Genomic DNA, 24790 nt, shown 5'->3' on the forward strand with positions numbered 1-24790 from the left:
GCGGCGAGGGCCGCCGCGCATCGATTTCGGGACCCGGCGTACCCCTCACCGGCATTGCGGCTTGCCGGGCTCGCAAGGCGGCCGGTGCTGGGGCTGCGGACCATGGGCAGGCTGCGGTGCCCGCGGCCGGGCCATCATCTGGGCGCGTTGCTGGGCCTGCATCGCAGCTTGCTGCTGCATTTGCGCGGCCCGCTGCTGGGCGGCCTGCGCAGCACGCTGTTGCTGTTGCTGCTGAGCTTGCATCGCCCTTTGCTGAGCCGCTTGCGCCGCGCGCTGCTGCTGAAGCTGCGAGGCCTGCGCGGCGGCTCTTTGCTGAGCCTGCTGCTGGGCTTGCATGGCCCGCTGCTGTTGCTGCGCCTGTGCGGCACGCTGTTGCTGCTGCGCTTGCACCGCCCTTTGCTGGGCAGCCTGCGCCGCGCGTTGCTGCTGCGCCTGGAGGGTGGCGGCCTGCTGAGCGCGCTGGCGCTCGGCCTGCTGCACCGCCGCACGCTGCGCCGCGTCGGCCGCATTCGGCTGCGGAATTTGGGCAGGCTGGGGCGCGGTCCGTGGGGCTGTCGCAAGCGGCGGCGCGCTGGGGCGACCCGTCTGAGGCGTCTGCGGCGGTGTGGCGAGATGCTGCGCCGGGGCCGTGTTGCCGGGAGCGGCGGGCAGGGCGGCCGGCGCGGGCAGGGGCTTTGCACCGGCCGGAGCAGTGGCAAGCGGCGGCGCGCCGGGGCGACCCGTCCGAGGTGTCTGCGGCGGTGTGGCGAGATGCTGCGCCGGGGCCGTATTGCCGGGAGCGGCGGGCAAGGTACCTGGCGCCGGCAGAGGCTTCGCGCCGGCCGGAGCCTGCGAGGGCGCGGTCTGCGGGGCCGTGGCAAGCGGCGGCGCGCCGGGGCGACCCGTCTGAGGCGTCTGCGGCGGTGTGGCGAGATGCTGCGCCGGGGCCGTGTTGCCGGGAGCGGCGGGCAAGGCACCCGGCGCCGGCAAAGGCTTTGCACCGGCGGGAGCCGCGGCCGAAGGCGCGGGGCCGCCAGCGGGTGGCTGGCCGGGACGTGGCTGGCCGATGGTGGCGGGCGAGCCCTGCGGCGCACCGGGCTGGGGCCCCGTCGCGGCCGGCGCCGCGGCGTGCGGAGGCTGCGCCTGCTGTTGCCGGGCGCGCAACAGGGCGGCGGCCGGCAGCGCGGCGGCGGTTGCCGCGATCGCGGCGGAAGCGACCGGATGCGCCTGGATCATTTGCTGGAGGCCCGAGGCGGGAGCCGGCGCCGGTCCCCCTGCCGGCGGCGCCGCTGCCGGGGCGCCGCCCGTCACCGTAGGCGGTAGGGGAGGCAGGGACTGGCCCTGCGGGCTCGTCACCACCACGCTCTGCGAGGCCGGGTTCACCACCACGGTGTTATGGATGTTGACGTTGACGACATTGACGGGCGGCGGGACGACATAGGACGGGCGTTCCACCCATAGCGGCACCGGATGATAGATGGGGATCGGCAGCACGAACTCGGCGACGGGCGGCGGCGGGGGCGCCAGATCGACATAGAAGACGGGCTGCGGCGGCAGGAAGACGACCGGCACCGGTGGCGGTGGCGGCAGCTCGTAGACGGGATCGGCGAAATAGACGACCGGCCGCTCGACATAGACGATCTCGTCGGGCGGGGGCGGGGGCACGTCGTAGGAGAGGGCGGCAAACGACGCCGGAGGCTCGTAGGCGACGGCGAAATGGGCCAGCCGGCGACGCGCGTCGCCGGCATGGGGGCCGCGCGGATAGCGCCCGAGATAGGACCAGTAGGCCTCCGGGGTGTCGGCGACGGCGCTTTCGCGCCAGACGATGGCCTCGCGCCGGGCGGCCAGGATGGCGCGCACGCGCTTCGCCAGCGGATCGCCCGGATAGGCGGCCAGGAAGTCCTGATAGCCGCGCATGGTGTCGCGGGTCAGCGCGGCGAGATAGGCGTCGCGCGCGTCGAAACCCCGGATCGGCTTGTCGCGAAGCTCGACGAAGCGGTTCTGGTCCGGCGGAGCGGCGCTGGTGCGCTCGAAGAACAGGAAAGGCACCTGCACCTTCGAGGCCTGCCAGGGCACCTCGGCGCCGCCCGTCAGTTCGCTGGTGCGCAGGCGCACGCGCTCGAACAGGTCGTCGAGCGGCAGGCCGCCCTGCTTGATCATCTCCGACAGCGCCGTGGCGTAGGCGCTGTAGTCCTTGCCCTCGGGCGCGATCGTGCCGGGCGCGGCATTGAAGGCGATCAGCGAGCCGGGGTCGGGCTGCATCAGCGCGAGGCCCCCCGCCAGCGGCTGGCCCGAGCGGACGAACGGATTGGCGCGCGCGGCATCGAGCACGACGATCCGCGCCTTCAGCGGCAGCGTCGCCAGCGGCCTGACGAGATCGGTCAGGCGGATGGCGGCGAGCGGCACGTCGGCGTCGCGTGCGATGCGGGCATCGACGGGAACGAGATAGTTCTCGCCCTCGAACTGAAGCCCGTGGCCGGCATAGTAGACGAAGGCGACGGTATCGGGGCCCGATGCCGCTGCCTTGTCGAGGAACTCGCGCAGGGAGGAGCGCAGGGTCGCGGTGTCGAGGTCGCGCGCGCCGACCACATCGAAGCCGGCGGCCTGCAGCGTCTGCGCGATCAGGCCGGCATCGTTGGCCGGCGTCGCCAGCGCGCCGTCCGGATAGGCGCCGTTGCCGATGACCAGCGCGATTCGCTTTTCCGACGACTGCGCGTGCGCGGGCGGGCCGCCCAGCAGAGCGGCTGCGAAAAACAGGCCGCAAACGATGCGCCATAGTGACATGGGAGCCTCCCGCGAAAGATCGCCGTAAACGAGGCTGTGCCCATCAGGCTGAACGGTATTTGAATGAAACGTGGCAGCCCGGCGGCTTTTTCGGGTCGATCGGGCTCAGCCCGGAGCGATCCGGCCGGATCCGGCGCAGACGGGCCGGCCGCAAGCCGGCCGCAAGAAAAGAGGCGCCGATGCCGGCGGCCCGCGCTGCTGGATCGCTGTTCACGGAGCCGGAAACCGGGATCGTTTCGCTCCCGGATCCGGTCTCAGCCTTCGGCATCCATCTGGTGGAGCTTCTCGACCCGGCGGCGGAAATCCTCGTCGGTCGAGAATTCGGCGGCGAGATAGGACGAGATCAGGTCGCTGGCGAGCCAGGGGCCGACGATCTTGGCGCCGATGCACATCACGTTGACGTCGTCATGCTCGACGCTCTGATGGGCGGAATGGATGTCGTGGCAGACGGCGGCGCGGATGCCCTTCATCTTGTTGGCGGCGATCGAGGCGCCGACGCCGGTGCCGCAGACCATGATGCCGCGCTCGGCCTCGCCGGACGTGACCTTGCGGGCGACCTCGCGGGCGATGTCGGGGAAATCGACCGGCTGGTCGTCGTGGGAGCCGACATCGACGACCTCATGGCCCAGCGATGTGATGTGGTCGATGACGTGCTGCTTGAGGGACCAGCCGGCATGGTCGGAGCCGATGACGAGGCGCATGGGATATCCTGTGGTGGTTGGAGCGAAGGGCCGGCGCCCACGGTGAGCGCCGGCTTGGTAGAGGTCAGCCGCGCATGTTCGCGGGCAGGTCGGTGCCGTGGAACTTCTTGTAGATCGCGTTGAGCTTGCCGTTCTTGAGGTTCTGCTCGACCCAGGCGTCGAGCTTCTCGATCAGCTTCGGCTCGCCCTTCTTCACACCGATGGCGAGGTCGAAATTGGTGATCGAGACCTTGGGCTCGAAGGGCCGCGCCGGCGCCTTGACGCCGATCTGCGAGACGATCGTCGCCGAGCTCGCGACGCAATCGGCCTGGCCGGAGACGGCCGCCGTGACCATCGTCGCATCGTCCTCGTAGCGGGCGAGCTTGAGGTCACGCTCCTTCATGTTGGTCAGCGTCGTGTCCTGCGTGGTGCCGCGCGAGACCGCGATCGTCTTGCCCTTCAGATCGTCCCAGCTCTTGGCCTCGACCGATTTCAGGCAGCCCACCACCGATTGCAGCGCGGCATAGGGCTTGGAGAAGTCGATCACCTTGGCGCGCTCGGGCGTGACCGACAGCGTCGAGATGATGATGTCGGCCTTGTTGGTCTGGACGTTGGGGATGCGGGTCGCGCCCGTGGTCTGGACGAATTCGAGCTGAAGGCCCCAATCCTTGGCGAGAAGCTCGGCGGTCTCGACATCCGAGCCGGTCGGCTTCATGGCTCCGTCGATCATGCCCGATGGCGGGATCGCGAGATCGGTCGCGATGCGGATCTTCCCGGCCTTCATGATGTCGTCGAGCAGGTCGGCGCGGGCGGCCTGGCCGGCGCAGGCCAGGGCCGTCGCCGCCAGCAGGGCAAGCGTGAGAGAGCGTTTCATCCTTGGTTCCTTCCCTTCTTTTTGGTCGTTAGAGCCCGGTTCCGACGAACTGGGCGAGTTCCGGCGTGGCCGGAGCCGACAGGATCGAGGCACTTCCGGCCTCGTGGACCCTGCCCGCATGCATGAACACCGCCTGATCGGCGATGCCTCGCGCGAACCCCATCTCATGGGTGACCATCACCATGGTCATGCCGTCCGCGGCGAGCTGTTCGATGACCTTGAGAACCTCGCCGGTCAGCTCCGGATCGAGCGCGGAGGTGACTTCGTCGAACAGCATCACCTTGGGCTGCATCGCGAGCGAACGGGCGATCGCCGCGCGCTGCTGCTGGCCGCCGGAGAGCTGCTCGGGATAGGCGTCGAGCTTCTCGGAGAGGCCGACCCTGGCCAGCATCGCCTTGGCAAGCTCGCGTGCTTCGGCCTTCCTCATCCGCTTCACCGAGACCGGCGCCAGCGTGATGTTCTGCTCGATGGTGAGATGCGGGAACAGGTTGTAGCTCTGGAAGACGATGCCGACATCCTGCCTGAGCGCCCTGAGATCGATATCGGCGGCGTCGACGCGGTGGTCGCAGACGCGGATCTCGCCTGAATCGATCTTCTCGAAGCGGTCGATGCAGCGCAGTGCCGTGCTCTTGCCGGAGCCGGAGCGGCCGATCAGCACCAGGACCTCGCCGCGTTCGACGGTGAAGCTGACGCCGTCCAGCACCTTGAGCGTGCCGAAGCTCTTATGGACCTTGTCGAGCACCACGATGGGGCGTTCGACGATGAGGTGTTCCTGGGGGCGTTCCTGGCTCATGGCTTTCAAATCTCGTCAGGCCGGCATCAGCTTCGCGCGGCCGACGCCCATGCGGCGTTCGAGACGCCGGCTGAGGAGCGAGATCGGGAAGCAGAGCGCGAAGTAGATCAGGGCGATGATCGCGTAGATCAGGAAGGGCTCGAACAGCGAGTTGTTGATGATCTGGCCGGAACGGGCGAGCTCGACGAAGCCAACGACCGAGGCGAGCGACGTGTTCTTGATGATCTGCACCATGAAGCCGACGGTCGGCGGCGTGGCGATGCGCATCGCCTGGGGCAGGATGACCTTGAGCATGCGCTGGGTGCGGCTGAGCGCGAGCCCTTCCGCCGCCTCCCATTGCGGGCGGGGCACAGCCTGGATGCAGCCGCGCCAGATCTCGCCGAAATAGGCGCCGACATAGATCGTCAGCGAGGCTCCGGCGGCCCAGAGCGGCGTGATCGCGAAGCCGAGCGCGGAGAGGCCGAAATAGCCGAGGAACATGATCACCAGCAGCGGCGTGCCCTGGACGAGCTGCACATAGGCGCCGCTGAGCAGCCGCACCGCCTTGCTCGGCGAGACCCGGGCAAGCGCGATCAGGAAGCCGACGATCCCGCCGCCGATCAGCGCGATCATCGACAGCCCGATGGTCCAGAGCGCGCCCTGGCCGAGGAAGAGGAGGTGGTTCGCGTTGAGGGAGCCGCCCATGATGATCGCTCCCCCTAAAGCGGCGTGCCGAGGCGCCGGCGGCGCGGGAAGAGCACCTGCCCCAGCGCCCAGAAGGCGGCACGCAGCACGAGCGAGAGCGCGATATAGGCGAGCGCGACGAGGATATAGGTCTCGAAGGCGCGGTAGGTGTCGGACTGGACGTAGTTGGCGACGGCCGTCAGCTCCTCGGCGGAAATCTGCGAGGTGACCGAGGACGCCAGCATCAGCAGCACGAACTGGCTGGTCAGCGACGGATAGACCTTCTCGATCGCCGGCAGCAGGATGACGTGCCAGTAGATCTGGACGCGCGAGAGGGCGAGCCCCTCCGCCGCCTCGATCTGGCCGGGAGGGATCGCCTCGAAGCCCGCCCGCATGATCTCGGCGGTATAGGCGCCGACATTGATGGCGAGCGCGGCAGCCGCGACGGAAAAGGCCGAGAATTTGAAGCCGATGCTGGCCAGCCCGAAATAGACCAGGAAGATCTGGACGAGCAGCGGCGTGTTGCGGATCGTCTCGACGTAAGCGGCGCAGAGCCCGGCGATGAAGCGGTTGCTGCTGCCGCGGCCGATGGCACAGAACGTGCCGATCGCGCCGCCGGTCAGGATCGCGATGAAGGCGAGCTTCAGCGTCATCGCCGCGCCGTCGAGGAAGAGCGGCCAGCGTTCGAGCACGACGGAGAAGTCGAGATGGAGCCCCATCGCCGCCGTCAGGCCCGGTTCGTCATGCGGTCATAGACGCGAAACAGCGCCTGGTTGCCGTTCCCGCCTTCGCCATGGGCGCGCGCTTCGATATACTGGCTGGTGACGAGGGCGGTCCCCGGCAGCGGCACCGAGAGCGCCTGCGCCTGTTCCTGCACGAGGCGCAGATCCTTCAGCATCAGGTCGATGCGGAAACCCGCCCCGGCATCGCCCGCGATCATCGCGGGGCCGAGCTTGTCGAGCATCCAGGACGCCGCCGAGCCGCCGAGCAGCACGGAGCGCATCTGCTCCAGATCGACGCCGCAGGCGCGGCCGAGCGCGATCGCCTCGCAGACCGCCTGGATATTGATGCCGCAGATCAACTGGTTGCAGAGCTTGACCGCCTGGCCGGCGCCCGGCGCGCCGACATGGGTGATGGTCGTGCCCATGCCACGGAAGAACGGCTCGGCCCTGGCGAAGGCCGCCGCCTCGCCGCCCGCCATGATCGTCAGCGTCGCGTTCTTCGCGCCGATCGGGCCGCCGGAGACCGGTGCGTCGATGAAATCGGTGCCCGCCGCCTTGAGATCGGCATGCATCCGGCGGACGGCCACGGGCGAGATCGTGCTCATGTCGACGATCAGGCGCCCGCGCGGCGGCGCGGCCAGCAGGCCGTCCTCGCCATGGATGACATCCTCGACCTGTGGCGTATCCGGCAGCATGGTGATGGCGATATCGGCATCCGCCGCAGCCTCGGCCGGGCTCGCAGCCGGCTTCGCGCCCTCGGCCGCCAGCACGGCTACCGCCTCGTCGAGGACATCGTAGACGGTGACCCGATGCCCCGCCTTGATGAGATTGCGCGCCATCTCGCGCCCCATCGTGCCGAGGCCGATGAAGCCGACGCTGCCCGTTTCGTTCCGTCCCATAACCTGCTCTTTCGGCATTGTTTTGATGAAATCGGCGCCTTGGTTTCGCTAGGCGCTCCGCGTCTCCGACCTGTCGCCCTCGCCGGTCGCCGCGCGGCGGCGGTATTCGTCGCCGATCGCGAAATGGCGGCGCAGGGTCACCTCGGCGCGGTCGGGATCGCGCCCGACGATGGTGTCGAAGACGCGCTTGTGGTCGTCGATCAGGTAGGTCTTCATCGAGCCGAACCGCTGGACGAGCTCGCGGCGGCTGCGATGCGAGCGCGCCAGCAGCGTCGACATGGATTCATGCAGCACTGCGAGCGTCGGCGAACGCGACGCCAGCACGATGGCTCGGTGAAACTCGAAATCGGCGTCGCCGCCAGCATCCGCATCGTCGATGGTTTCGCCGATGCGGACGAGCGCGCGTTGCAGCCGCTCGAAATCGGCGATGGTCGCGCGCTCGCAGGCCAGGCGCACGGCCTGGCACTCGATGGCGATGCGCGCCTCCATCACGTCGTCGATGAGGTCGGCCTGCTGGGCGAGCGCGAGCGTGAAAAAGTCCTTCAGCATCGAGGCGTCCGGCCGCTTCACGATGGTGCCGACACGTTCGCGGATCTCGACGATGCCGAGCATGTGCAGGGCGCGCAGTGCTTCGCGCACGATCGGCCGGCTCACGCCGAGCTGCGCGGCCAGTTCGCGTTCGGCCATGAGCCGCTCGCCCTGCTTCAGCGTGCCGTCGAGCAGCCGCTCCCGCAGATAGGCGAAGACGCGCTCGAACCCCGACGCGCTGTCGGTACCTTGAGCATCCATCCCTGACGTCACCATTCTTATTTCTGGTAAGACCAGTACGATGACCAGAGGCGAAAATCAACCGCGAGATGGCGGCGGGGGAAGCCGCGCGCTGTTCGGGTTCGCGAGCTCCGTTTGCCGCGTCGATCCCGGAGATGTTCGGATTGCCGGTTGAACCGTGCGGCCTGAGGCGGCCATCACCGGTGCAATAGTCGCTCAGGGATTGGGAAGCCCGCATCCACCGGGGCGTTGCGGTGGACCGCCCGGCGCGCCGTGCCGAAGAGCGCAGCGTTCAGCTCTGTGCTGCTGTCCCGGAAGCCGCCGCGAAGCGCTCGATGCGGAAATCGTGCAGGGGGATCTCGGTCGTGCCCGTCGCGATCAGCTCGGCCATGGTGTCGCCGACGCCGGGGCCGAGCTGGAAGCCGTGCCCGCTGAAGCCGAAGGCGTGGAACAGGCCCGGCGTGGTGGCGGAGGGGCCCATCACCGGCAGCATATCGGCGAGATAGCCCTCGCAGCCCGACCAGGTGCGGATCACCGCGACATTCGCCAGCGCCGGCAGCAGACGCACGAGCGTACGCAACTGGGCCGGCAGGCGTGCCGGGTCGGCCTTGGCGTGGCCGGGCTCGAGATCGACCGCGACGCGCTCCGCCGCGCCGCCGAAGACGATGTTGCCGCGCTCGACCTGTCGAAAATAGCCGTCCGCTCCATGCTGGCGGCTCCAGATGCCGACCACGGGCAGGACGCGGTGGGGCAGGGGTTCCGTCACACCCATCTGCGGGCCGCGCGGCGTCAGCGGCACGGGCTCGCCGAAACGGGCGGCGATGGCTGCGCCCCAGGCGCCGGCCGTGTTGAGCAGGCGATCCGCCTCGAACACGCCTTTGGCGGTGGTGACGCGGAAGCCCGCCGCCGTCGCCTCGAGGTCGGTGACCGCGCAATCCTCGACGATGCTGGCGCCGAGCCGCCGCGCCGCATCGGCGAAGGCGGGCGCGATCAGCCGCGGATTGCCGGACCCGTCCTGCGGGGAGAACGAGGCCGCGATCGCGCCCGGCCCGAGACCGGGAAAACGCGCCCGGATCTCGTTGGCGCCGAGCTCTTCCAGTTCCAGCCCCCAGGGACGCGCGGCTTCGGCATAGGCGCGCATATCCGCCAGCGCGTCCTCCTCGAAGATCAGGCGCAGATGGCCGGTGGCGCGGAACTCGACGTCGCGCCCGAGCAGGCGCGCCGCCTCGCCCCAGAGCGCGCGGGAACGATGCGCCAGCGGCAGTTGCGTGAGATGGCGGCCGGTGCGGCGGATATTGCCGAAGGAGGCGACGGTCGCTCCCGTTCCCACCCGGCCGCGCTCGAGCAGCGTCACGCGCAAGCCCCGCCGGGCCAGGAAATAGGCGGAGGCGGTCCCCATCAGGCCGCCGCCGAGCACGATCACGTCCATATCCGCCTCTCGCCGCGCCGAGGCGGCAGGTCGTCCATCCGCCGAAGCTGCTGCCCGCCGGAACTCCAGTCAAAGACGCGTTGGCGCGAAGGCCATAAGCGCCGCCTATGGACATGGTGCAAGGCGGCAGCCGTCGAGGGCATAAGTCCGGCTTATGCGTCTGCCCGGCTTGTCTCTTGGACGGGACAGCGTCGCCCATGCCAGCTTCCGGGTCGGCACAGGAGAGGCATGGACATGGCAGGCGGGGCAGCGCTCGGCACGGATATGGGCGACGGCGCGGATTGGAAGATCGGTGTCGATATCGGCGGCACCTTCATCGATTTCTGCGCTCTGGAAGCGCGCAGCGGCCGCGTCGCCTCGCTCAAGGTGCTGACGACACCGGACGATCCGGGCGCGGAGCTGATGACGGGCCTCACGCTGCTGGCCGAGCGCGAGGGGCTCGACGCCACCGCCGTGACGCGCTTCGTCCACGGCACCACGGTCGGCGTCAACACGGTCATCCAGCGCAAGGGCGCGCCGCTCGCGCTCTTCACCAATGCCGGCTTCGAGGACGTTATCGAGCTCGCCCGGCTGCGCATGCCCGAAGTCTATTCCCTGTTCTGCTCCCGCCCCGAGCAACTCATTACCCGCGACCGCGTCTTCGGCATCCCCGCCCGGATGCGCTCGGACGGCCGCGAGACGGTCAAGCCCGATCTTGCTGCGGTTGCCGCCGCGGTGGCTTCGGCCAAGGCGCGCGGCGCCGTCGGCATCGTCGTCGCCTTTCTGCATGCCTGGCGCGACGGCACCCAGGAGGAGGCGGTGAAAGCCGAGATCGCGCGGCTCGCGCCCGAGCTCTTCGTCTTCACCTCGGCCGAGGTCTGGCCGGTCATCCGCGAATATGAGCGCACGACGACGGCGATCCTCAACGCCTATGTCCATCCGCGCATCGCCGGCTATCTCTCGGCGCTGGAAGAGCGGCTGGAGGGGCGCGGCGTGCCCGCGCGCTGCCTGCTCACCAAGTCCAATGGCGGCGTGATGAACGCCGCCGAGGGCAAGCGCGCCTGCGTCTCCATGCTGCTGTCGGGCACGGCCTCGGGCGTGATCGGCGCGGCCTGGTTCGCGCGGCAGGCTGGCGAGAAGCGTGTGCTGACCCTCGACATCGGCGGAACCTCCGCCGATTTCGCCCTGATCATCGACGGCGAGGCGCAATACGGTACCGGCGAGATGATCGGCGAGTTCCCGCTCTATATCCCCTCCGTCTCGGTCAGCTCGATCGGCATCGGCGGTGGCTCCATCGCCTCGGTCGACGGGCAGGGCGTGCTGCGCGTCGGCCCGGAATCGGCTGGCTCCACGCCGGGGCCCGCCTGCTACGGCCGCGGCGGCCACCAGGCGACGGTGACGGACGCGATGGTGGTCTGCGGCTGGCTCGGCCATAGCGAGATGGCCTATGGCCAGCTCAGCATGGATACCGGCCTCGCTTGCGCTGCCGTCGGGCGCCTCGCCGAGGCGCTCGGCCGCTCGGTGGAGGAGGCGGCGCAGGCCATCCTCGACATCGCCGTCTCCGAGATGTTCGTCGAGGTCGAGAAGCTCTCGTCGCGGGCCGGCGTCGATCTCAAGGATTTCACGCTGATGCCCTTCGGCGGGGGCGGCCCGATGCTCGGCGCCTTCCTCGCCCGCGAACTCGGCATGACCCGGCTGATCGCACCGCGCCGCCCCGGCGTCGTCTCGGCATTGGGCGGCCTCGTCGCCGATCTGCGCGGCGATTTCGTGCGTACGCTCTTCGCCGAATTGTCGCCGGGTGTGCTGCCGGAGCTTCACCGGGCCTTCGCGGCGATGGTGCAGGACGGGCGCGCCTGGCTCGCCGCCCAGGGCCATGCCGGACCGGCCGATCTCAGGCTCTCGGCCGATATGCGCTATGTCGGCCAGAGCTACGAGATCGAGGTTCCGCTGCAGCCCGCCTGGCTGGAGAGCGGCGACGCCGAAGCGATCGCGCGGGAATTCCACCTGACGCATGCGCGCATCTACGATTTCGACGATGCGCAGGGCCGCGTCGAGATCGTCAATCTGCGCCTCTCGGCCATCGGCGCCGGCCCGGCGCTGACCTTCCCCGAATGGGATGAGGTCGATGAACAAGCAGAGCCCGAACGCGAGATCGCGGTCCATACCGGCGGTGCCCGCCGCGCGGTCGGCCTCTACAGCCGCGCCGAGCTGAAGCCCGGCAGCCGCTTCGCCGGCCCGGCCGTGGTGGCGCAGGAGGACACCACCGTCGCGATCCCCCTCGGCGCCCGCGCCCGGATCGACCGCCATCTCAACCTGCACCTGACCTTCGCGGAGTGACGCCGATGTTCGACCGGATGAAGCTGCAGGTCCTCGCCAACCACGCCCGCGCCGCGGCGGAGAATATGGCGCATACGCTGCACCGCACGGCGCATTCCGCCTTCGTCAAGGAGACGGAGGACTTCACGGTGATGCTGATCAGCCGGCGCGGCGACACCTTCTCCGTGCCGATGGAGCTGGGCGCGACCTGGTATCCCGGCCTCTCCTGGGCGCCCGCGATCGAGATGGTCGACAACTACAAGCCCGGCGACGTGGCCTTCACCAACGACCCCTATTCCTGCTTCGTCGCCACCCACGCGCCCGATACCCATCTCTGGAAGCCGGTCTTTCACGAGGGCGAGATCGTCGCCTGGACGGGCGGCCATATCCACAACACCGATATGGGCGGCGCGGTGCCGGCCTCGCTGTCGCGCGCCCTGACCGAGATCCATCAGGAGGGCATCCGCTTCCCGCCGATGAAGCTCGTCAACGAAGGCGTCTTCGACGAGCAGATCCTGCGGATCATGACGACGAACGTCCGCAAGCCGGACCTGAACATCGGCGACATCAAGGCCCTGGTCGGCGCGCTCAACACCGGCGAGCGCAAGGTGCTGGCGATGATCGAGAAGTTCGGCCGACAGGCCTTCCTCGAGGGCGTCGATGCGCTGCTCGACCATGCCGAGGCGCAGGCGCGCGAAGTGCTGCGGGCCATGCCGGACGGGACCTGGGAGTTCGCCGATTATGCCGACGAGGATTCGGTCGAGGCCAATCCCTGCCGCCTCAAGCTCAAACTGACGATCCGCGGCGGCGAGGCGGTGCTCGATTTCACCGGCTCCGATCCGCAGCTCGCCTCGTCGCTCAACGTGCCCTCCGGGGGCAACCCCCGGCATACGATGCTGCTGGTCGGGGTCTATTACGTCCTCTACACGCTGAACCCGAAGATCCTGCTCAATACCGGCCTGACACGCCCCTTCACCTGCATCGCGCCGGAAGGGTCCGTGCTCAACCCGGTCTTCCCCGCCGCGGTCGGCATGCGCTCGCTCACCTGCGCGCGGCTACGCTCGGTGATCTTCGGGGCGTTCTCGCAAGCGGTGCCGGAGCGTTTGCCGGCAGCACCTGCTGGCAACAACTGCATCGTCAACGTGATGACCACCGACGAGCGCACCAGCCGCACCGTCATCGCCGCGGTCAACCCGGTGGTCGGCGGCGGCGGCGGCATGCCGCATCGCGACGGCACCAACGGCTCGGGGGCCGACGCCGCCTATCTCAGGAACACGCCGATCGAGATCACCGAGACGGAGACCCCGGTCGAGTTCGTCAGATACGGGCTGGCCAGGGATAGCGGCGGCGCCGGGCGCTGGCGCGGCGGGCTCGCCACCGAGATGGCCTTCCGCGTCTTCGCGCCGGATAGCCGCATCACCGCCCGCAACCGGGACCGCAGCTTCTTCCGCCCCTGGGGTGTGCTCGGCGGTCGCGCGGCGGGCCTGTCGGACATGGTCGTCAACCCCGGCCAGCCGGAGGAGCGACGGCTCGGCAATATCGACACCGCTGTGCTCCAGCCGGGCGATGTGCTCGAAATCCGCTCCGCCGGCGGCGGCGGCCGCGGCCATCCTTTCGACCGTGAGCCCTGGCGCGTCGCGATGGATGTGGCGCGCGGCTACGTCTCGGCCGAGGCGGCGGAGCGCGACTATGGCGTCGTCATCCGCGCAGGCGAGGTCGACGAGGCGGCGACGCAGGCGCGCCGCGCATCACGCCCGCCGGTCGAGGGCCATTTCCATTTCGGCCCCGAGCGCGAGGGCTACGAGGCGCAATGGACGCCGGAAGCCTATGACCGGCTCACCGCGCTGCTTGCCGGCCTGCCGATCCACTGGCGCTTCTTCGCCAAGACGGAGATCTTCCGCCGGATGAAGGGCAAGGTGGGCGCGCAGGGCGTGGCGCAGGCTTTCAGGGAGGCGCGCCTGCGCTTCCCCGAAATGCCCGAGGGCGGTGCTGCCTTGCCCGAGGCGGCCGAGTGAGCGCGGCGGGCCATCCGGCCGGGCGCCTCGTCCGGCTTGCCGAGACGAATCGCGCGCCGATGCGCTTCGTCCTCGACGGCGCGGAACGGCAAGCACTTGCCGGCGACACGGTGCTCAGCGCCATCCTTTCCGTGGCGCCGGCGCTGCGCCGTTCCGAATTCGGGGTGGAAACCCGCGCCGGCTTCTGCCTGATGGGCGCTTGCCAGGATTGCTGGGTCTGGCAGGAGGAGGGGCCGCGTATCCGCGCCTGCTCGACGCCGCTCACTGAGGGCATGCGGCTGCTGACCGACGCTCCGGGAGACTGGCCGTGAGCAGCGGCGGAACGCCGCGCGTGGTCGTCGTCGGCGCCGGTCCGGCTGGCATCCGCGCCGCGCAGACGCTCGTCGCGGCCGGGCTCACGCCGATCGTGATCGACGAGGCCGAGCGCGCCGGCGGCCAGATCTATCGCCGGCCGCCACCCGGTTTCACGCGCCCGCCCGAGACCCTCTACGGTTCGGAAGCGTCGAAGGCGGTGGCGCTGCATGCCGCCTTCGACGGAACGCTCGCGGCAGGCCGGCTCGTCCATCACGCACGCAGCTCCGTCGCCGCCATCGCGGAAGGGCGCCTGCTCGTGCTCGGGCCGGCCGGCAGCCATTGGGTCGCCTATGATCGCCTGATCCTCGCGACCGGCGCGATGGACCGGATCATGCCGGTGCCGGGCTGGGAGAACCCCGGCGTCTACGGCCTCGGCGCGATGCAGATCGCGCTGAAGGCGCAAGGCGCGGCGCTCGGCCGCCGGATCGTGCTGGCGGGTTCGGGCCCGCTGCTCACCTTGCTCGCGGTGCAGTTGCTGAAGGCCGGCGGCGAGGTCGCGGCGGTGCTCGACACCTCGTCGACGCGCCGGCAGCTTGCCGGTCTCGGTGGTCTCGCGGCGCGGCCGGTTTTCGCCCTGCGCGGGCTCGCGATGCGGGCGCGCCTCGCCGGTCGCTACCATGCCGGGGTCCGGCTCGACCGGATCGAGGCCGATGAACGCGGACCCGTCGCCATCTGTTGGCGCGACGCGGCCGGGCAGGAGCGTCACACGGACTGCGACGCGGTCGGCCTCGGCTGGCATCTGCGGTCCGAGACGCGGCTCGCCGATCTCGCCGGGTGCGATTTCGCCTATGATGAGAGCTGGCGCCAATGGCTGCCGAAAGCCGACGAGATGGGGCGGGCCAGCGCGGGCGTCTATCTCGCCGGGGACGGCTTGCGCATTCTCGGTGCCGATGCGGCCGAGGTCGCGGGGCGCCTCGCCGCCGCTGCCTGCCTGCAGGATCTCGGCCTGTCGGCGCCCGACATCGCCGCCGACAGGCGCCGTTTGCGTCGTTTCACCCGCTTTGCGGGCGGCATCGCCGAGGCCTTCCCCTGGCCAGAAGCGGGCGCGCTTCCGGACGAGACCGTGATCTGCCGCTGCGAGGGCGTGACGGCAGGAGAGCTGCGCGAGACCGTCGATTTCGGCGGCGGCGAGGTCAACCGCGCCAAATCGCTCGGGCGTGTCGGCATGGGGCGCTGCCAGGGCCGCTATTGCGAGCTGGCCGCCGCCGAGATCGTGGCTGCCCGCGCAGGCCTTGGCTCTGCTCGCGAAGCCGGCTGGCTGCGGGCCCAGGCTCCGGTCAGGCCCGCGCGGATCGGTGCGTTGCTGGAGGACGCCGACGGTTGAGGCGTCTGCGCGAGCTCACTCGCCCGCAAGCGCCGCCCGGCTGAAGTCGCGGCCGGCGGCTCTGAGGCAGTCGCGCATCCATTCATGGCTGGCGGAGAGCGGCCGGTCCTTGCTGGTCACGATCGCGATCGGCACCTCGATCCGCGGCGAGAACGGCCGGGCGACGATGCCGTTGAACTGCTCCCATGGCAGCAGCCCGTCGACGACGGCGAGGCCGAGGCCGTCGCGCACGAAGGGCAGCGCCGTGATGGACAGGTCGATCTCGATCGCGGGAGCATAGGCAAGCCCCTCCGTTTCGGCCGCAACCGCGAGCAGGCGCCCCGGCAAGGTGTCGGCGCGGTAGGAGATCAGGGTCTCTGCCTGGATATCCGCGAAGCCGATCCGGTCCAGCGCCGCGAGCCGATGCTGCGCGGGCAGCACGCAGACCAGATCGGCATGGCCGACCGTCTCCGTGACGATTCCCTGATGCGGCAGGTTGTTCATGGTGATGCCGAGCGAGACCTCGCCGCTGCGCAGCATGTCGATGATGCTCGCCTGCGACGCGATGAGCGAGCGCACGACGATGTCGGGATGCGCTTCCCGGAAGGCGAGCAGCGCGCGCGGCACGATCGACATCGAGGGCGGGGCGGATGCCGCCAGCCTGACGAGCCCGGTGCGCCCGTGCCGCATGTCGACGGTGCGCCGCCGCAGCGCATCGAGCTCCCCGAAGATGTGCTCGGCCTGGGCGTAGAGCTCCTCGGCCTCCTGCGTCGGCACCAGCCGGCCGCGCACGCGGTCGAACAGCTTGAAGCCGAGCTGGTCTTCGGTGTGGAGCAGGATCTGGCTCAGCGCCGGCTGCGAGATGTTGAGCATCGCCGCCGCGCCGGTGACGGTGCCGCTGCGCATCAGCGTGCAGAAGACTTCGAGTTGGCGGGCCCGCATCGGTGGTTCCAGCATCGGCGATGGCGCAGACATCGCCGCCGCGAGCGCCGATGTCCAGTCCGATGCTTTAACGCTGTTCCCAGCGATCCAGCATCTCGTAGAACTGGACGGCGAGCGGCAGGAACCAGGGCTTGCCGTAATAGAGCGGGCGGCTCCTGAACGGCAGGTCCTCATAGGCGCTGGGCTTTTCCACGCTGCCGAGCATGCGCTCAGCGATCCTGTGGCCGAACCAGCTTGCCCGCGCGATGCCGGTGCCGTTGTAGCCACAGGCGTAGAAGATGCCGTCCTGCTGCCCCAGATGCGGCAGCTTGTCGAAGGTGAAGCCGGTCTGGCCATGCCAGTAATGGGTGAGGGGCGTCCGTTCCAGCTCCGGGAAGACCTGCAGCATCTGCTTGCGCAGATGGCCCGCATTGGCCCGCGCCACGTTCTCGCCGTTGACCTTGAGCACGCGGCCGCCGAAGAGCACGCGCGTGCCGTCCGGCGAGGGCCTGTAATAGGTCACGACGCGCTGGCTGCCCGCCAGCATGCGCCGCTTCGGCATCAGCCTGTCCATGACCTCTGGCGGCAGCGGCGCCGTGGCGATGAGCGCGCTGCGGATCGGGATGATCCGCCGCTGCAGGAAGGGCAGGAGCGAGCCCGTATAGCCGTTGGTGGCGACGAGGAGCTGCTTCGCCGCGATCCGCTGCCGGCCGATGGAGACGGTGAAGCCGCCGGCGTCCGGCGCGATCGCCATGACGCGCGCGCCGCCGAAGAGCTGGGCTCCGGCGCGGTGCGCCGCCTCGGCGAGGCCTGCGACATAGCGGGCGGGATGGAGCCCGGCATAGCCTGGAATGGCAAGGCCGCCATGGTAGAGATCGGTGCCGATCTCGCCATGCTGCTCGGCCCGCGGCACCAGATAGGCGTCGCAGGGCATGACCTTGCGGATGCGGTCGAGTTGGCGGCCCATGGCGTCGTAGAGGCGCGGCGTCATCGCCCCGCGGAAATAGCCCACCACTGCGAGGTCGCAGGCGATGGCCTCGCGCTCCACCACGTCCTTGACGTGCTGGAGCGCGAGAAAGCTCTCTTCGACGATGGCGCGTGCCTTTTCCGGCCCATAGGCCATGGCCGTGTCGAAGGTCGCCCATCCCGGCCCCAGCATGCCGCCGTTGCGGGATGAGGCACCCCAGCCCGGCGCTTCCGCGTCGAGCACCGTCACCTGCTTGCCGGCTTTCGCCAGCGTCAGCGCCGCATTGAGGCCGGTGAAGCCTGCCCCGACGATCACGACCTCGCTGCTGGCCGGCAGCGCGGTGGAGGGGGCGGCCTTGGGCTCGGCCGCATCCCACCAATAGGGCGTGTCGACGGCGCCCTCGGCGAAGAACGGCCCGGTCACCTGTGCCATGCCGCGATCCTCATGCTTGCAGGATGCGCCGCAGGAAGTCCTGCGTGCGCGGGTTCTGGGGCCGGCTGAGCACTTCGCTCGGCGGCCCTTGCTCGACCAGCACGCCGCCATCGAGAAAGAGCACGCGGTCGGCGACCTCACGGGCGAACCCCATTTCGTGGGTGACGACGATCATCGTCATGCCCTCGTCGGCGAGCGAGCGCATCACCGCGAGCACCTCGCCGACGAGCTCGGGGTCGAGCGCGGAGGTCGGTTCGTCGAACAGGATCGCATCCGGCCGCATGCCGAGCGCGCGGGCGATGGCGACGCGCTGCTGCTGGCCGCCGGAGAGCTGGGCGGGGTAGGCGTCGATCTTGGCGCCGAGCCCGACCCTTTCGAGGAGCTGTCGGGCCTGGGCGAGCGCCTGCTCGCGCGGCTCCTTCTTCACGAAGATCGGCCCTTCCGCGACATTCTCCAGCGCCGTCCGGTGCGGGAACAGGTTGAAGCGCTGGAACACCATGGCGACCCGCGTCCGCACCTGCCGGATGCTGCGCGCCTTGGTATCGACCCGCTCGCCATGCACGACGATCTCGCCGCCCTGATAGGTCTCGAGCCCGTTGATGCAGCGCAGCAGCGTCGACTTGCCGGAGCCGGACGGCCCGATGATGCAGACCACTTCGCCCTTCTCGACCGAGAAGGAGACGTCGTGGATCACCTCGAGCGGCCCGAAGGATTTGCGCACATTGTGCAGCGCGACGATGCTCATCGGCCAGCCCCCAGACGCCGTTCGAGCCAGGCGTTGAACGCCGTCAATGGCAGGCTCATGGCGAGATAGATCAGCGCCACCAAGGTGAAGATCGCCGTGTTCTCGAAGGTGGAGGACGCCAGCAGCTTGCCCTGCAGCGAGAGCTCCGCGACCGTGATCGTCGAGGCGAGCGAGGAATCCTTGAGCAGCATCACCATGGTGCTGCCATAGGGCGGCAGCGCCACGCGGATCGCCTGGGGCAGGACGACGCGCCGCATCATCAGGCCCCAGCCCATGCCGATCGAGAGCGCAGCTTCCGTCTGCCCGCGGTCGATCGCCTCGATCCCAGCCCGGAACACCTCCGCCATATAGGGCGAATAGGCGATACCGAGGCCGATGATCGCGGCTTGCAACGCGGTCAGCGAGAGGCCGAGATCGGGCAGCACGAAATAGATGTAGAACAGCGTCACCAGGCCGGGGATGCCGCGCACCACGACGATGATCGTGCGCGCCGTCCAGGCGAGCGGCGCGATGCCGCTCACCCGCATGAAGGCCCAGAGCAGGCCGAGCGCCGTCGCGAGCACGAAGGCACCAAGCGTGACCAGGATGGTCAGGTAGACGCCCTGCATCAGGATCGGCAGGAACGTCGGTACCTGGCTGAGGAAGTGGCTCATGATGCGATCCGTGGAACGCTCAGAGGCCCCACTTCTTCAGGATCGTGTCGAAGCGCCCATCCTTCTTGATGGCGGCGAGGCCGGCGTCGATCTTGCCCAGCAATTCGGCATTGCCCTGCTTCACGGCGATGTTGATCGGCCCGGGCACGGACGGCTTGTACGACTTCACCAGCCGCAATTGCGGGAAGCGCCCCTGGGCGAGGTTGTAGGCCAGGATCGGGTAGTCGCCGATGCCGGCGTCGAGGCGCCCGTTCGAGACGTCGCGCAGGATGTCGGGGAGGCTGTCATAGGCATTGACTTCCGCAGCCGTGCCGGCGGCCTTCAGGGCATCGATGTAGCGGGTGCCGATCTGGGCCCCGACCTTCTTGCCTTTCATGTCATCGAAGCCGGCATAGTCCTTCTCGTCCTTGGTCGATACGACGAGCCCCTCGCCATAGGCGTAGACGTCCTTGCTGAAGTCGACGACCTTCGCCCGCTCGGGCGAGCCGTACATGGCGGCCGAGATGATATCGATCTTGCCCGAGGTCAGCGCCGCGATCAGCGCGGAGAACTGCATCGGCTGGATCTCGACCTTGAAGCCCTGGTCCTTGCCGATCTCCTCGATCACGTCGACCATCATCCCCTGGATGGTGTTGGTCTTCGCGTCGAGGAAGGTGAAGGGCGTGCCCGTCGGCGTCGAGCCGACCTTGTAGACCGTCTGCGCCTGAACGCTGGCCCCGGCCGCCACCATGGCGAGAGCCGCCAGAACCGTTCTCAATCCGATCATTCCCCATTTCCCCTTCTTGGAATCCACCCGGTCTCCCGAACCGGTTCATGCAGCATCCGTACCGTCCGCCGGAAGCGACAAGACGAATTCATGCCGACCCCATAAGATCGACTTATGTGCTCGCAAGCCAGCACCCGCCGGGGCTCAGAACTCGGCGACCTTGCCGAAGGCGGAGCCATCCAGCCGGTCCGGCCGATAGGATGCCGGATCGACGATCGGCTTCGCGCCGCTGGCGATGTCGGCGATCAGGTGCCCGGCACCCGGTCCGATGCCGAAGCCGTGGCCGCTGAACCCGGCGGCGAGGATGAAGCCGGGCAGGCCGGTGAGTTCGCCAATCGCCGGCACGCCGTCCGGCGTGGAGTCGATATAGCCCGCCCAGCGCGCCTGCACCGGCACACCCTTCAGGGCCGGCAGCAGCTTGAGCGCCCGCGCATGGGTCTCGGCGATCTGCTTGCGATCGGGCGTCGGGTCGAGGATGCGGTTCTCCTCCATCGGCGTCGGCGCGTCGAGCCGCCAGCGCGCCAAGGTCTCGTGGCCGGCGCGCCAGCCTTGCAGGCCGCCGATGGCGAGGTTGCGCCAGCGCCGCAGGAACATCGGCACGAACTGGCGTGCGAAGCGCAGTTGCTGCGGCGTCGGATCGATGCGGGCGCCGCCGCTGATCGCGAGCGCGTAGCCGCCATCGCCGCGGCGCGTCACCGAGACCTCGGTCGTGTGAAGGGCGTCCGGAATGCCGGACACCCCTGGCATCACCGACAGGATCGACGACCGCACCGATGATTGCGGGAAACGGATTCCGAGCTGGTTGAGGAAGGAGGAAGCCCAGGCGCCGCCGGCATGGACGACCGTGCTCGTGCGGATCGTGCCCTTTTCGGTGACGACGCCCGAGACGCGCCCGCCGCTCGTCTCGATCCCGCGCGCCGCGCAGAACTGGTGCACCGTGCCGCCTGCCTTGACGATGCCGCGCGCGATCACCGGCGCGGCGCGCGAGGGGTCGGCGGTGCCGTCGCTCGGCGAGAAGACGCCGCCCTTCCAGCTTTTGCCGGTGGCGGCGCCTCGGGCGGAGGCCTCGTCGCTGGAAAGCATGTGGGTGGTGACGCCCTGGCCGATCGCGAAGTCGCGCCATTTCGCCCATCCGGCGATCTGGGCCTCGTCGTCGCTGAGATAGAGCAGGCCGCAGCGGCGGAAGCCGAGATCCTCGCCGATCTCGGCGGCGAAGCGGTCCCACAACGTGAGGCTCTCCGTCGCCATCGGCAATTCGCGCGCATCGCGATTCTGCTGCCGGCACCAGCCCCAGTTGCGGCTCGACTGTTCGGCGCCGACGCGCCCCTTTTCGACGAGCGCGACCTTGATGCCGCGGCGGGCGAGATAATAGCCGGTGCAGACTCCGACGATGCCGCCGCCGATCACGACGACATCCGCGCTCTCGGGCAGGGTCGGGCTGGTCTCGATCTCGAAAAGCGGCGCCGGCATCACGGTCTCCTTGACGAAGACGAAGCCTAGCCCGTCGGGACAGGGCGCGCGCACCGCATATCGCCGTTCCGCGGCATTTCCTTCCGTCCGGACCGGCGGATTCCGCGTTCTTCTTTCGCGAAGTCCAGGTAACAAGGGCTTCGCGCGCGGCAGCATCTGCCGTGCGATTGCCGGGAGCGCCGGCTTCCGTCATGATCGGGCGGAGCCGGGCTGCCCATGACCCATCCTGCGACGGCGCCAGCGGACGAGGCCCCCATGAAGCTCGATCAGATCGACATCAAGATCCTCTACGAGCTGCAGAAGAACGGCCGGATCACCAATGTCGAGCTGGCGGAGCTGGTGAATCTCTCGCCGAGCCCCTGTCTGATGCGCGTCAAGAAGCTGCAGCAGGAAGGCTACATCACCGGCTATTCCGCCCGGATCAATATCGGCAAGCTCGGCCAGACGCTGACGGTCTTCACCGAGGTGACGCTGAAGAACCACCGCCAGGTCGATTTCGCGCGGTTCCTGGCGGCCATCGAGAAGCTCGACCAGGTCATCGAATGCCACCTCGTCTCGGGCGGCTACGATTATCTCGTGAAATTCGTGACCAGCGGCATCATCGAGTACCAGACGCTGATGGAGCGGCTGATCGACCTCGATATCGGCATCGACAAGTATTTCAGCTTCGTCGTGCTGAAGTCGCCCATCGTCAAGCCGCACATGCCGCTGACGAGCCTGTTTCCGGTCACGGCGACGAGCTGAGGCGAGCTCAGCGCTTCGAGAAGGCGGCGACGAGCTCCGGATCGCGCTCGAGCGTGTCGAGCCAGGATGGGTCGAGCTTGGGCACCGAGGACATCAGCAGCCGCGCATAGGGGTGACCGCCGGCCTTGCCGACCTGGTCGGCCGGCAACTGCTCGACCTTTACGCCGCGATACATCACCGCGACCTCGTCGCAGATCGCCTGCACCGTCGTCAGGTCATGGCTGATGAAGAGATAGGACAGGCCGAGCTCGCGCTGCAGCTCTTTCAGCAGCTCGATGATCGCCGCGGCGACGACCGTATCGAGCGCCGAGGTGATTTCGTCGCAGAGCACGAGCTCGGGGTCGGCCGCGAGCGCGCGCGCCAGGTTGACGCGCTGCTTCTGCCCGCCGGAGAGCTCGCCCGGCAGCCGGTGCTTCAGGGCGCGCGGCAGGTGCACGAGATCGAGCAGGCGGTCGATGCGCGCGTCGCGGGCCGGCCCACGCAGGCCGTGATAGAAGGCAAGCGGCCGGCCGAGGATGTCCTCGATCGATTGCGCCGGGTTGAGCGCGGTGTCGGCCGACTGGAATACGATCTGGAGCTTGCGCAGCTCTTCCGGCGTGCGGTCGCGCGCCAGCGGGGCCATCGGCCGTCCGTCGAAGCGGATATGGCCGGAGGAGGGCGGCAGGATGCCGGCGATGGTCCGGGCGAGGGTCGACTTGCCGCAGCCGGACTCGCCGATGACGCCGAGATTGCGGCCCCGTTCCAGCTTGAAGCTGACGGCGTCGACCGCGAGCATCAGCGGCTTGCCGTTCGGCTGCAATCGACCGTAGCCCGCACTGATGGCGTCGAGCTCGAGGACCGGCTGCGGCGGCGGGCTTGCCGTGGCGGCCGCCTGCGCTGCGACGCGGGCGACGGGCGAGAAGGCCGCCAGCAATTCGCGCGTATAGGGATGCTTCGGCGCGGACAGGATCTGTTCGGTCGTGCCGATCTCCTGGATCTGGCCGCCCTTCAGCACGACGATGCGGTCGGCGATCTGGGCGACGACGGCGAGGTCGTGCGAGACGTAGACGCCGGCCATCCGGCTCTGGCGCATCACGGATTTGAAGGCGCGCAGCACCTCGATCTGGGTGGTGACGTCGAGCGCGGTCGTCGGCTCGTCGAAGATCACGACCTTCGGATCGCCGATCAGCGCCATCGCGGCCGAGAGGCGCTGCAACTGGCCGCCCGAGACCTGGTGTGGATAGCGCGAGCCGATCGTCTCGGGCGAGGGCAGGGAGAGCGCGCGGAACAGATCCACCGCCTTGGCTTCGGCAGCGGGGCGCGGCATCAGCCGGTGGATGCGGGTGATCTCGATCACCTGATCCATGATGCGCTGCGCCGGGTTGAAGGCGGCGGCCGCGCTCTGCGGCACATAGGCGACATCGACTCCGCGGACCTTCGCCCGCTCGGCCTCGGAGAGGAGCGCCATGTCACGGCCGGCGATGGAGACGCTGCCGCCGGTGATGCGGCAGCCGGTCCGGGCATAGCCGAGCAGGGTCAGCGCGATCGTGGTCTTGCCCGAGCCGCTCTCGCCGATCAGGGCGACGATCTCGCCTGCGGCGATGTCGAAATCGACGCCCTTGATGATCTCGACGCGCCGGCCGGCATCGGTGGTGGCCTCGACCTTGAGCCCGCGGATTTCGACGAGATGGCTCATCAGGCGCTCCGGTCGCGGATCTTGCGCGGCAGGTTGTCGATCAGCATGTTCACCGCGATCGTCAGGCTGGCGATGGCGAAGGAGGGCGCCATCACGGCCGGCGCGCCGAAGGGCAGCCCGCCGATATTCTCGCGCACCAGCGAACCCCAATCGGCCTCCGGCGGCTGCACGCCGAGCCCGAGGAAGGACAGGCCCGACAGGAGCAGCACGATGAAGACGAAACGCAGGCCGACATCGGCCAGCACCGGGCCGATGATGTTCGGCAGGATTTCCGCGCGGATCAGGTAGCTCAGCTTCTCGCCGCGAAGGCGCGCCACCGTGACGAAGTCCGCGGTGTTGACGTTGACCGCCAGCGCCCTGGCGAAGCGATAAGAGCCGGGCGTGTAGATGATGCCGAGGATCAGCATCAGCACGGGGATCGAGGAGCCGACGCCGGCAACGGCAACGAGAGCGAACAGCTTGCTGGGGATCGAGCTCAACGCATCGATGAAGCGGCTCAGCACCGTATCGAACCAGCCGCCGGTCACGGCCGCCGCCATGCCGAGCGTGACGCCGATGCTGCAGGCGATCAGCGTGGCCGCCAGCGATATGCCGACCGTGTAGCGCGCGCCGAACAGGATGCGCGAGAGCATGTCGCGCCCGAGATAGTCGGTGCCGAGCGGAAACTGCAGGCTCATCGGGCCGAAATAGTCGGTGTCGACGATGTCGCTGATGCCGTGGGGCGTGACATAGGGCGCCAGGATCGCGATCAGCGCCCAGGCGAGGATGACGATCAGGCTGATCCAGCCGGTGAGGTTGAACCGATACCCGGCGCGGCGCTGGCTGGCGGTTGTCGTGTTGGCTGCGTCGATGGCCATGG

General features: G+C 69.1%; 22 protein-coding genes. 5 read left to right on the top strand and 17 right to left on the bottom strand.

Translation table 11 applies throughout. The features are described 5' to 3' along the window. Window positions 1-45 precede the first annotated feature (45 nt). The 9 genes from AB6806_RS01275 to AB6806_RS01315 all read right to left on the bottom strand — a co-directional run bounded on the left by AB6806_RS01275 (window position 46) and on the right by AB6806_RS01315 (window position 9591). The gene (locus AB6806_RS01275; RefSeq protein WP_370953948.1) at window positions 46-2763 is read right to left on the bottom strand and encodes a caspase family protein; all 2718 of its coding nucleotides are present in this window, start codon (window positions 2761-2763) and stop codon (window positions 46-48) included. 254 nt (window positions 2764-3017) lie between these two features. Continuing rightward, window positions 3018-3464 carry a ribose 5-phosphate isomerase B gene (gene rpiB / locus AB6806_RS01280; protein WP_038361576.1) on the bottom strand — a complete coding sequence of 149 codons (447 nt, stop codon included), beginning with the start codon at window positions 3462-3464 and terminating at the stop codon, window positions 3018-3020. A gap of 64 nt (window positions 3465-3528) precedes the next feature. After that, a complete protein-coding gene (locus AB6806_RS01285; RefSeq protein ID WP_038361579.1) occupies window positions 3529-4317 on the bottom strand; it encodes a transporter substrate-binding domain-containing protein in 789 nt (262 codons plus the stop codon). 28 nt (window positions 4318-4345) lie between these two features. After that, window positions 4346-5110, bottom strand: a complete 765-nt coding sequence (locus tag AB6806_RS01290; protein ID WP_133561885.1) for an amino acid ABC transporter ATP-binding protein — start codon at window positions 5108-5110, stop codon at window positions 4346-4348. Between the two features lie 15 nt (window positions 5111-5125). After that, on the bottom strand, window positions 5126-5794 hold the full coding sequence (locus tag AB6806_RS01295) for an amino acid ABC transporter permease (protein WP_370953949.1): 669 nt from the start codon (window positions 5792-5794) through the stop codon (window positions 5126-5128). A 14-nt stretch (window positions 5795-5808) separates the two neighbouring features. Next, entirely contained in the window at window positions 5809-6492 is a 684-nt protein-coding gene (locus AB6806_RS01300) for an amino acid ABC transporter permease (protein ID WP_133561881.1), read from the bottom strand. Window positions 6493-6500: 8 nt separating this feature from the next. Then, window positions 6501-7394, bottom strand: a complete 894-nt coding sequence (locus tag AB6806_RS01305; RefSeq protein ID WP_142020336.1) for an NAD(P)-dependent oxidoreductase — start codon at window positions 7392-7394, stop codon at window positions 6501-6503. Between the two features lie 48 nt (window positions 7395-7442). Next, window positions 7443-8183, bottom strand: a complete 741-nt coding sequence (locus tag AB6806_RS01310) for a FadR/GntR family transcriptional regulator (protein WP_370953950.1) — start codon at window positions 8181-8183, stop codon at window positions 7443-7445. Window positions 8184-8454: 271 nt separating this feature from the next. After that, window positions 8455-9591, bottom strand: coding sequence for an NAD(P)/FAD-dependent oxidoreductase (locus tag AB6806_RS01315; RefSeq protein ID WP_142020338.1), 1137 nt, complete (start codon window positions 9589-9591; stop codon window positions 8455-8457). Between the two features lie 228 nt (window positions 9592-9819). Here AB6806_RS01315 and AB6806_RS01320 point away from each other — a divergent pair, with 228 nt between their 5' ends. The 4 genes from AB6806_RS01320 to AB6806_RS01335 are packed head-to-tail and all read left to right on the top strand — an operon-like array spanning window position 9820 to window position 15579. Beyond that, on the top strand, window positions 9820-11907 hold the full coding sequence (locus tag AB6806_RS01320) for a hydantoinase/oxoprolinase family protein (protein ID WP_370953951.1): 2088 nt from the start codon (window positions 9820-9822) through the stop codon (window positions 11905-11907). 5 nt (window positions 11908-11912) lie between these two features. Continuing rightward, entirely contained in the window at window positions 11913-13901 is a 1989-nt protein-coding gene (locus AB6806_RS01325) for a hydantoinase B/oxoprolinase family protein (protein ID WP_142020339.1), read from the top strand. A gap of 59 nt (window positions 13902-13960) precedes the next feature. Beyond that, window positions 13961-14212, top strand: coding sequence for a (2Fe-2S)-binding protein (locus AB6806_RS01330; protein ID WP_112763546.1), 252 nt, complete (start codon window positions 13961-13963; stop codon window positions 14210-14212). Continuing rightward, entirely contained in the window at window positions 14209-15579 is a 1371-nt protein-coding gene (locus AB6806_RS01335; RefSeq protein ID WP_142020340.1) for an FAD/NAD(P)-dependent oxidoreductase, read from the top strand. Before AB6806_RS01330 ends, AB6806_RS01335 begins: the two co-directional genes overlap by 4 nt. Before the next feature lie 15 nt (window positions 15580-15594). Here the strand turns inward: AB6806_RS01335 and AB6806_RS01340 are convergent, their stop codons facing one another. The 6 genes from AB6806_RS01340 to AB6806_RS01365 all read right to left on the bottom strand — a co-directional run bounded on the left by AB6806_RS01340 (window position 15595) and on the right by AB6806_RS01365 (window position 21512). Further along, window positions 15595-16500, bottom strand: coding sequence for a LysR family transcriptional regulator (locus AB6806_RS01340; RefSeq protein ID WP_038361601.1), 906 nt, complete (start codon window positions 16498-16500; stop codon window positions 15595-15597). 67 nt (window positions 16501-16567) lie between these two features. Then, window positions 16568-17878 (bottom strand): NAD(P)/FAD-dependent oxidoreductase, encoded by a 1311-nt coding sequence (locus AB6806_RS01345; protein ID WP_142020341.1) that lies wholly within the window; start codon window positions 17876-17878, stop codon window positions 16568-16570. A gap of 10 nt (window positions 17879-17888) precedes the next feature. Further along, the gene (locus AB6806_RS01350; RefSeq protein WP_210323456.1) at window positions 17889-18623 is read right to left on the bottom strand and encodes an amino acid ABC transporter ATP-binding protein; all 735 of its coding nucleotides are present in this window, start codon (window positions 18621-18623) and stop codon (window positions 17889-17891) included. After that, window positions 18620-19276, bottom strand: coding sequence for an amino acid ABC transporter permease (locus AB6806_RS01355; protein ID WP_038361606.1), 657 nt, complete (start codon window positions 19274-19276; stop codon window positions 18620-18622). Before AB6806_RS01355 ends, AB6806_RS01350 begins: the two co-directional genes overlap by 4 nt. Window positions 19277-19295: 19 nt before the next feature. Continuing rightward, the gene (locus AB6806_RS01360) at window positions 19296-20042 is read right to left on the bottom strand and encodes an ABC transporter substrate-binding protein (RefSeq protein WP_142020342.1); all 747 of its coding nucleotides are present in this window, start codon (window positions 20040-20042) and stop codon (window positions 19296-19298) included. A gap of 144 nt (window positions 20043-20186) precedes the next feature. Continuing rightward, complete coding sequence (locus AB6806_RS01365) at window positions 20187-21512, bottom strand: NAD(P)/FAD-dependent oxidoreductase (RefSeq protein WP_142020557.1); 1326 nt, start codon at window positions 21510-21512, stop codon at window positions 20187-20189. Window positions 21513-21767: 255 nt separating this feature from the next. On the opposite strand from AB6806_RS01365, the gene AB6806_RS01370 reads away from it, so the two are divergent. After that, window positions 21768-22256 (top strand): Lrp/AsnC family transcriptional regulator, encoded by a 489-nt coding sequence (locus AB6806_RS01370; protein ID WP_038361612.1) that lies wholly within the window; start codon window positions 21768-21770, stop codon window positions 22254-22256. A 7-nt stretch (window positions 22257-22263) separates the two neighbouring features. Here AB6806_RS01370 and AB6806_RS01375 read toward each other — a convergent pair whose 3' ends face one another. Together AB6806_RS01375 and AB6806_RS01380 are read right to left on the bottom strand one after the other, a co-directional pair. Continuing rightward, window positions 22264-23931, bottom strand: a complete 1668-nt coding sequence (locus AB6806_RS01375; protein WP_142020343.1) for an ABC transporter ATP-binding protein — start codon at window positions 23929-23931, stop codon at window positions 22264-22266. Further along, complete coding sequence (locus AB6806_RS01380) at window positions 23931-24788, bottom strand: ABC transporter permease (protein ID WP_142020344.1); 858 nt, start codon at window positions 24786-24788, stop codon at window positions 23931-23933. Before AB6806_RS01380 ends, AB6806_RS01375 begins: the two co-directional genes overlap by 1 nt. Window positions 24789-24790: the final 2 nt, after the last annotated feature.

This window comes from Allobosea sp. RCC_152_1, from assembly GCF_041360765.1.
Taxonomy (GTDB): domain Bacteria; phylum Pseudomonadota; class Alphaproteobacteria; order Rhizobiales; family Beijerinckiaceae; genus Allobosea; species Allobosea spartocytisi.

Excerpts from the sequence above, each read along its gene's own strand:
- AB6806_RS01275 (WP_370953948.1), bottom strand. The coding sequence starts at position 2,763 with ATGTCACTATGGCGCATCGTTTGCGGCCTGTTTTTCGCAGCCGCTCTG.
- rpiB (WP_038361576.1), bottom strand. The coding sequence starts at position 3,464 with ATGCGCCTCGTCATCGGCTCCGACCATGCCGGCTGGTCCCTCAAGCAG.
- AB6806_RS01285 (WP_038361579.1), bottom strand. The coding sequence starts at position 4,317 with ATGAAACGCTCTCTCACGCTTGCCCTGCTGGCGGCGACGGCCCTGGCC.
- AB6806_RS01290 (WP_133561885.1), bottom strand. The coding sequence starts at position 5,110 with ATGAGCCAGGAACGCCCCCAGGAACACCTCATCGTCGAACGCCCCATC.
- AB6806_RS01295 (WP_370953949.1), bottom strand. The coding sequence starts at position 5,794 with ATGGGCGGCTCCCTCAACGCGAACCACCTCCTCTTCCTCGGCCAGGGC.
- AB6806_RS01300 (WP_133561881.1), bottom strand. The coding sequence starts at position 6,492 with ATGGGGCTCCATCTCGACTTCTCCGTCGTGCTCGAACGCTGGCCGCTC.
- AB6806_RS01305 (WP_142020336.1), bottom strand. The coding sequence starts at position 7,394 with ATGGGACGGAACGAAACGGGCAGCGTCGGCTTCATCGGCCTCGGCACG.
- AB6806_RS01310 (WP_370953950.1), bottom strand. The coding sequence starts at position 8,183 with ATGGATGCTCAAGGTACCGACAGCGCGTCGGGGTTCGAGCGCGTCTTC.
- AB6806_RS01315 (WP_142020338.1), bottom strand. The coding sequence starts at position 9,591 with ATGGACGTGATCGTGCTCGGCGGCGGCCTGATGGGGACCGCCTCCGCC.
- AB6806_RS01320 (WP_370953951.1), top strand. The coding sequence starts at position 9,820 with ATGGACATGGCAGGCGGGGCAGCGCTCGGCACGGATATGGGCGACGGC.
- AB6806_RS01325 (WP_142020339.1), top strand. The coding sequence starts at position 11,913 with ATGTTCGACCGGATGAAGCTGCAGGTCCTCGCCAACCACGCCCGCGCC.
- AB6806_RS01330 (WP_112763546.1), top strand. The coding sequence starts at position 13,961 with ATGCGCTTCGTCCTCGACGGCGCGGAACGGCAAGCACTTGCCGGCGAC.
- AB6806_RS01340 (WP_038361601.1), bottom strand. The coding sequence starts at position 16,500 with ATGCGGGCCCGCCAACTCGAAGTCTTCTGCACGCTGATGCGCAGCGGC.
- AB6806_RS01345 (WP_142020341.1), bottom strand. The coding sequence starts at position 17,878 with ATGGCACAGGTGACCGGGCCGTTCTTCGCCGAGGGCGCCGTCGACACG.
- AB6806_RS01350 (WP_210323456.1), bottom strand. The coding sequence starts at position 18,623 with ATGAGCATCGTCGCGCTGCACAATGTGCGCAAATCCTTCGGGCCGCTC.
- AB6806_RS01355 (WP_038361606.1), bottom strand. The coding sequence starts at position 19,276 with ATGAGCCACTTCCTCAGCCAGGTACCGACGTTCCTGCCGATCCTGATG.
- AB6806_RS01360 (WP_142020342.1), bottom strand. The coding sequence starts at position 20,042 with ATGATCGGATTGAGAACGGTTCTGGCGGCTCTCGCCATGGTGGCGGCC.
- AB6806_RS01365 (WP_142020557.1), bottom strand. The coding sequence starts at position 21,512 with ATGCCGGCGCCGCTTTTCGAGATCGAGACCAGCCCGACCCTGCCCGAG.
- AB6806_RS01370 (WP_038361612.1), top strand. The coding sequence starts at position 21,768 with ATGAAGCTCGATCAGATCGACATCAAGATCCTCTACGAGCTGCAGAAG.
- AB6806_RS01375 (WP_142020343.1), bottom strand. The coding sequence starts at position 23,931 with ATGAGCCATCTCGTCGAAATCCGCGGGCTCAAGGTCGAGGCCACCACC.
- AB6806_RS01380 (WP_142020344.1), bottom strand. The coding sequence starts at position 24,788 with ATGGCCATCGACGCAGCCAACACGACAACCGCCAGCCAGCGCCGCGCC.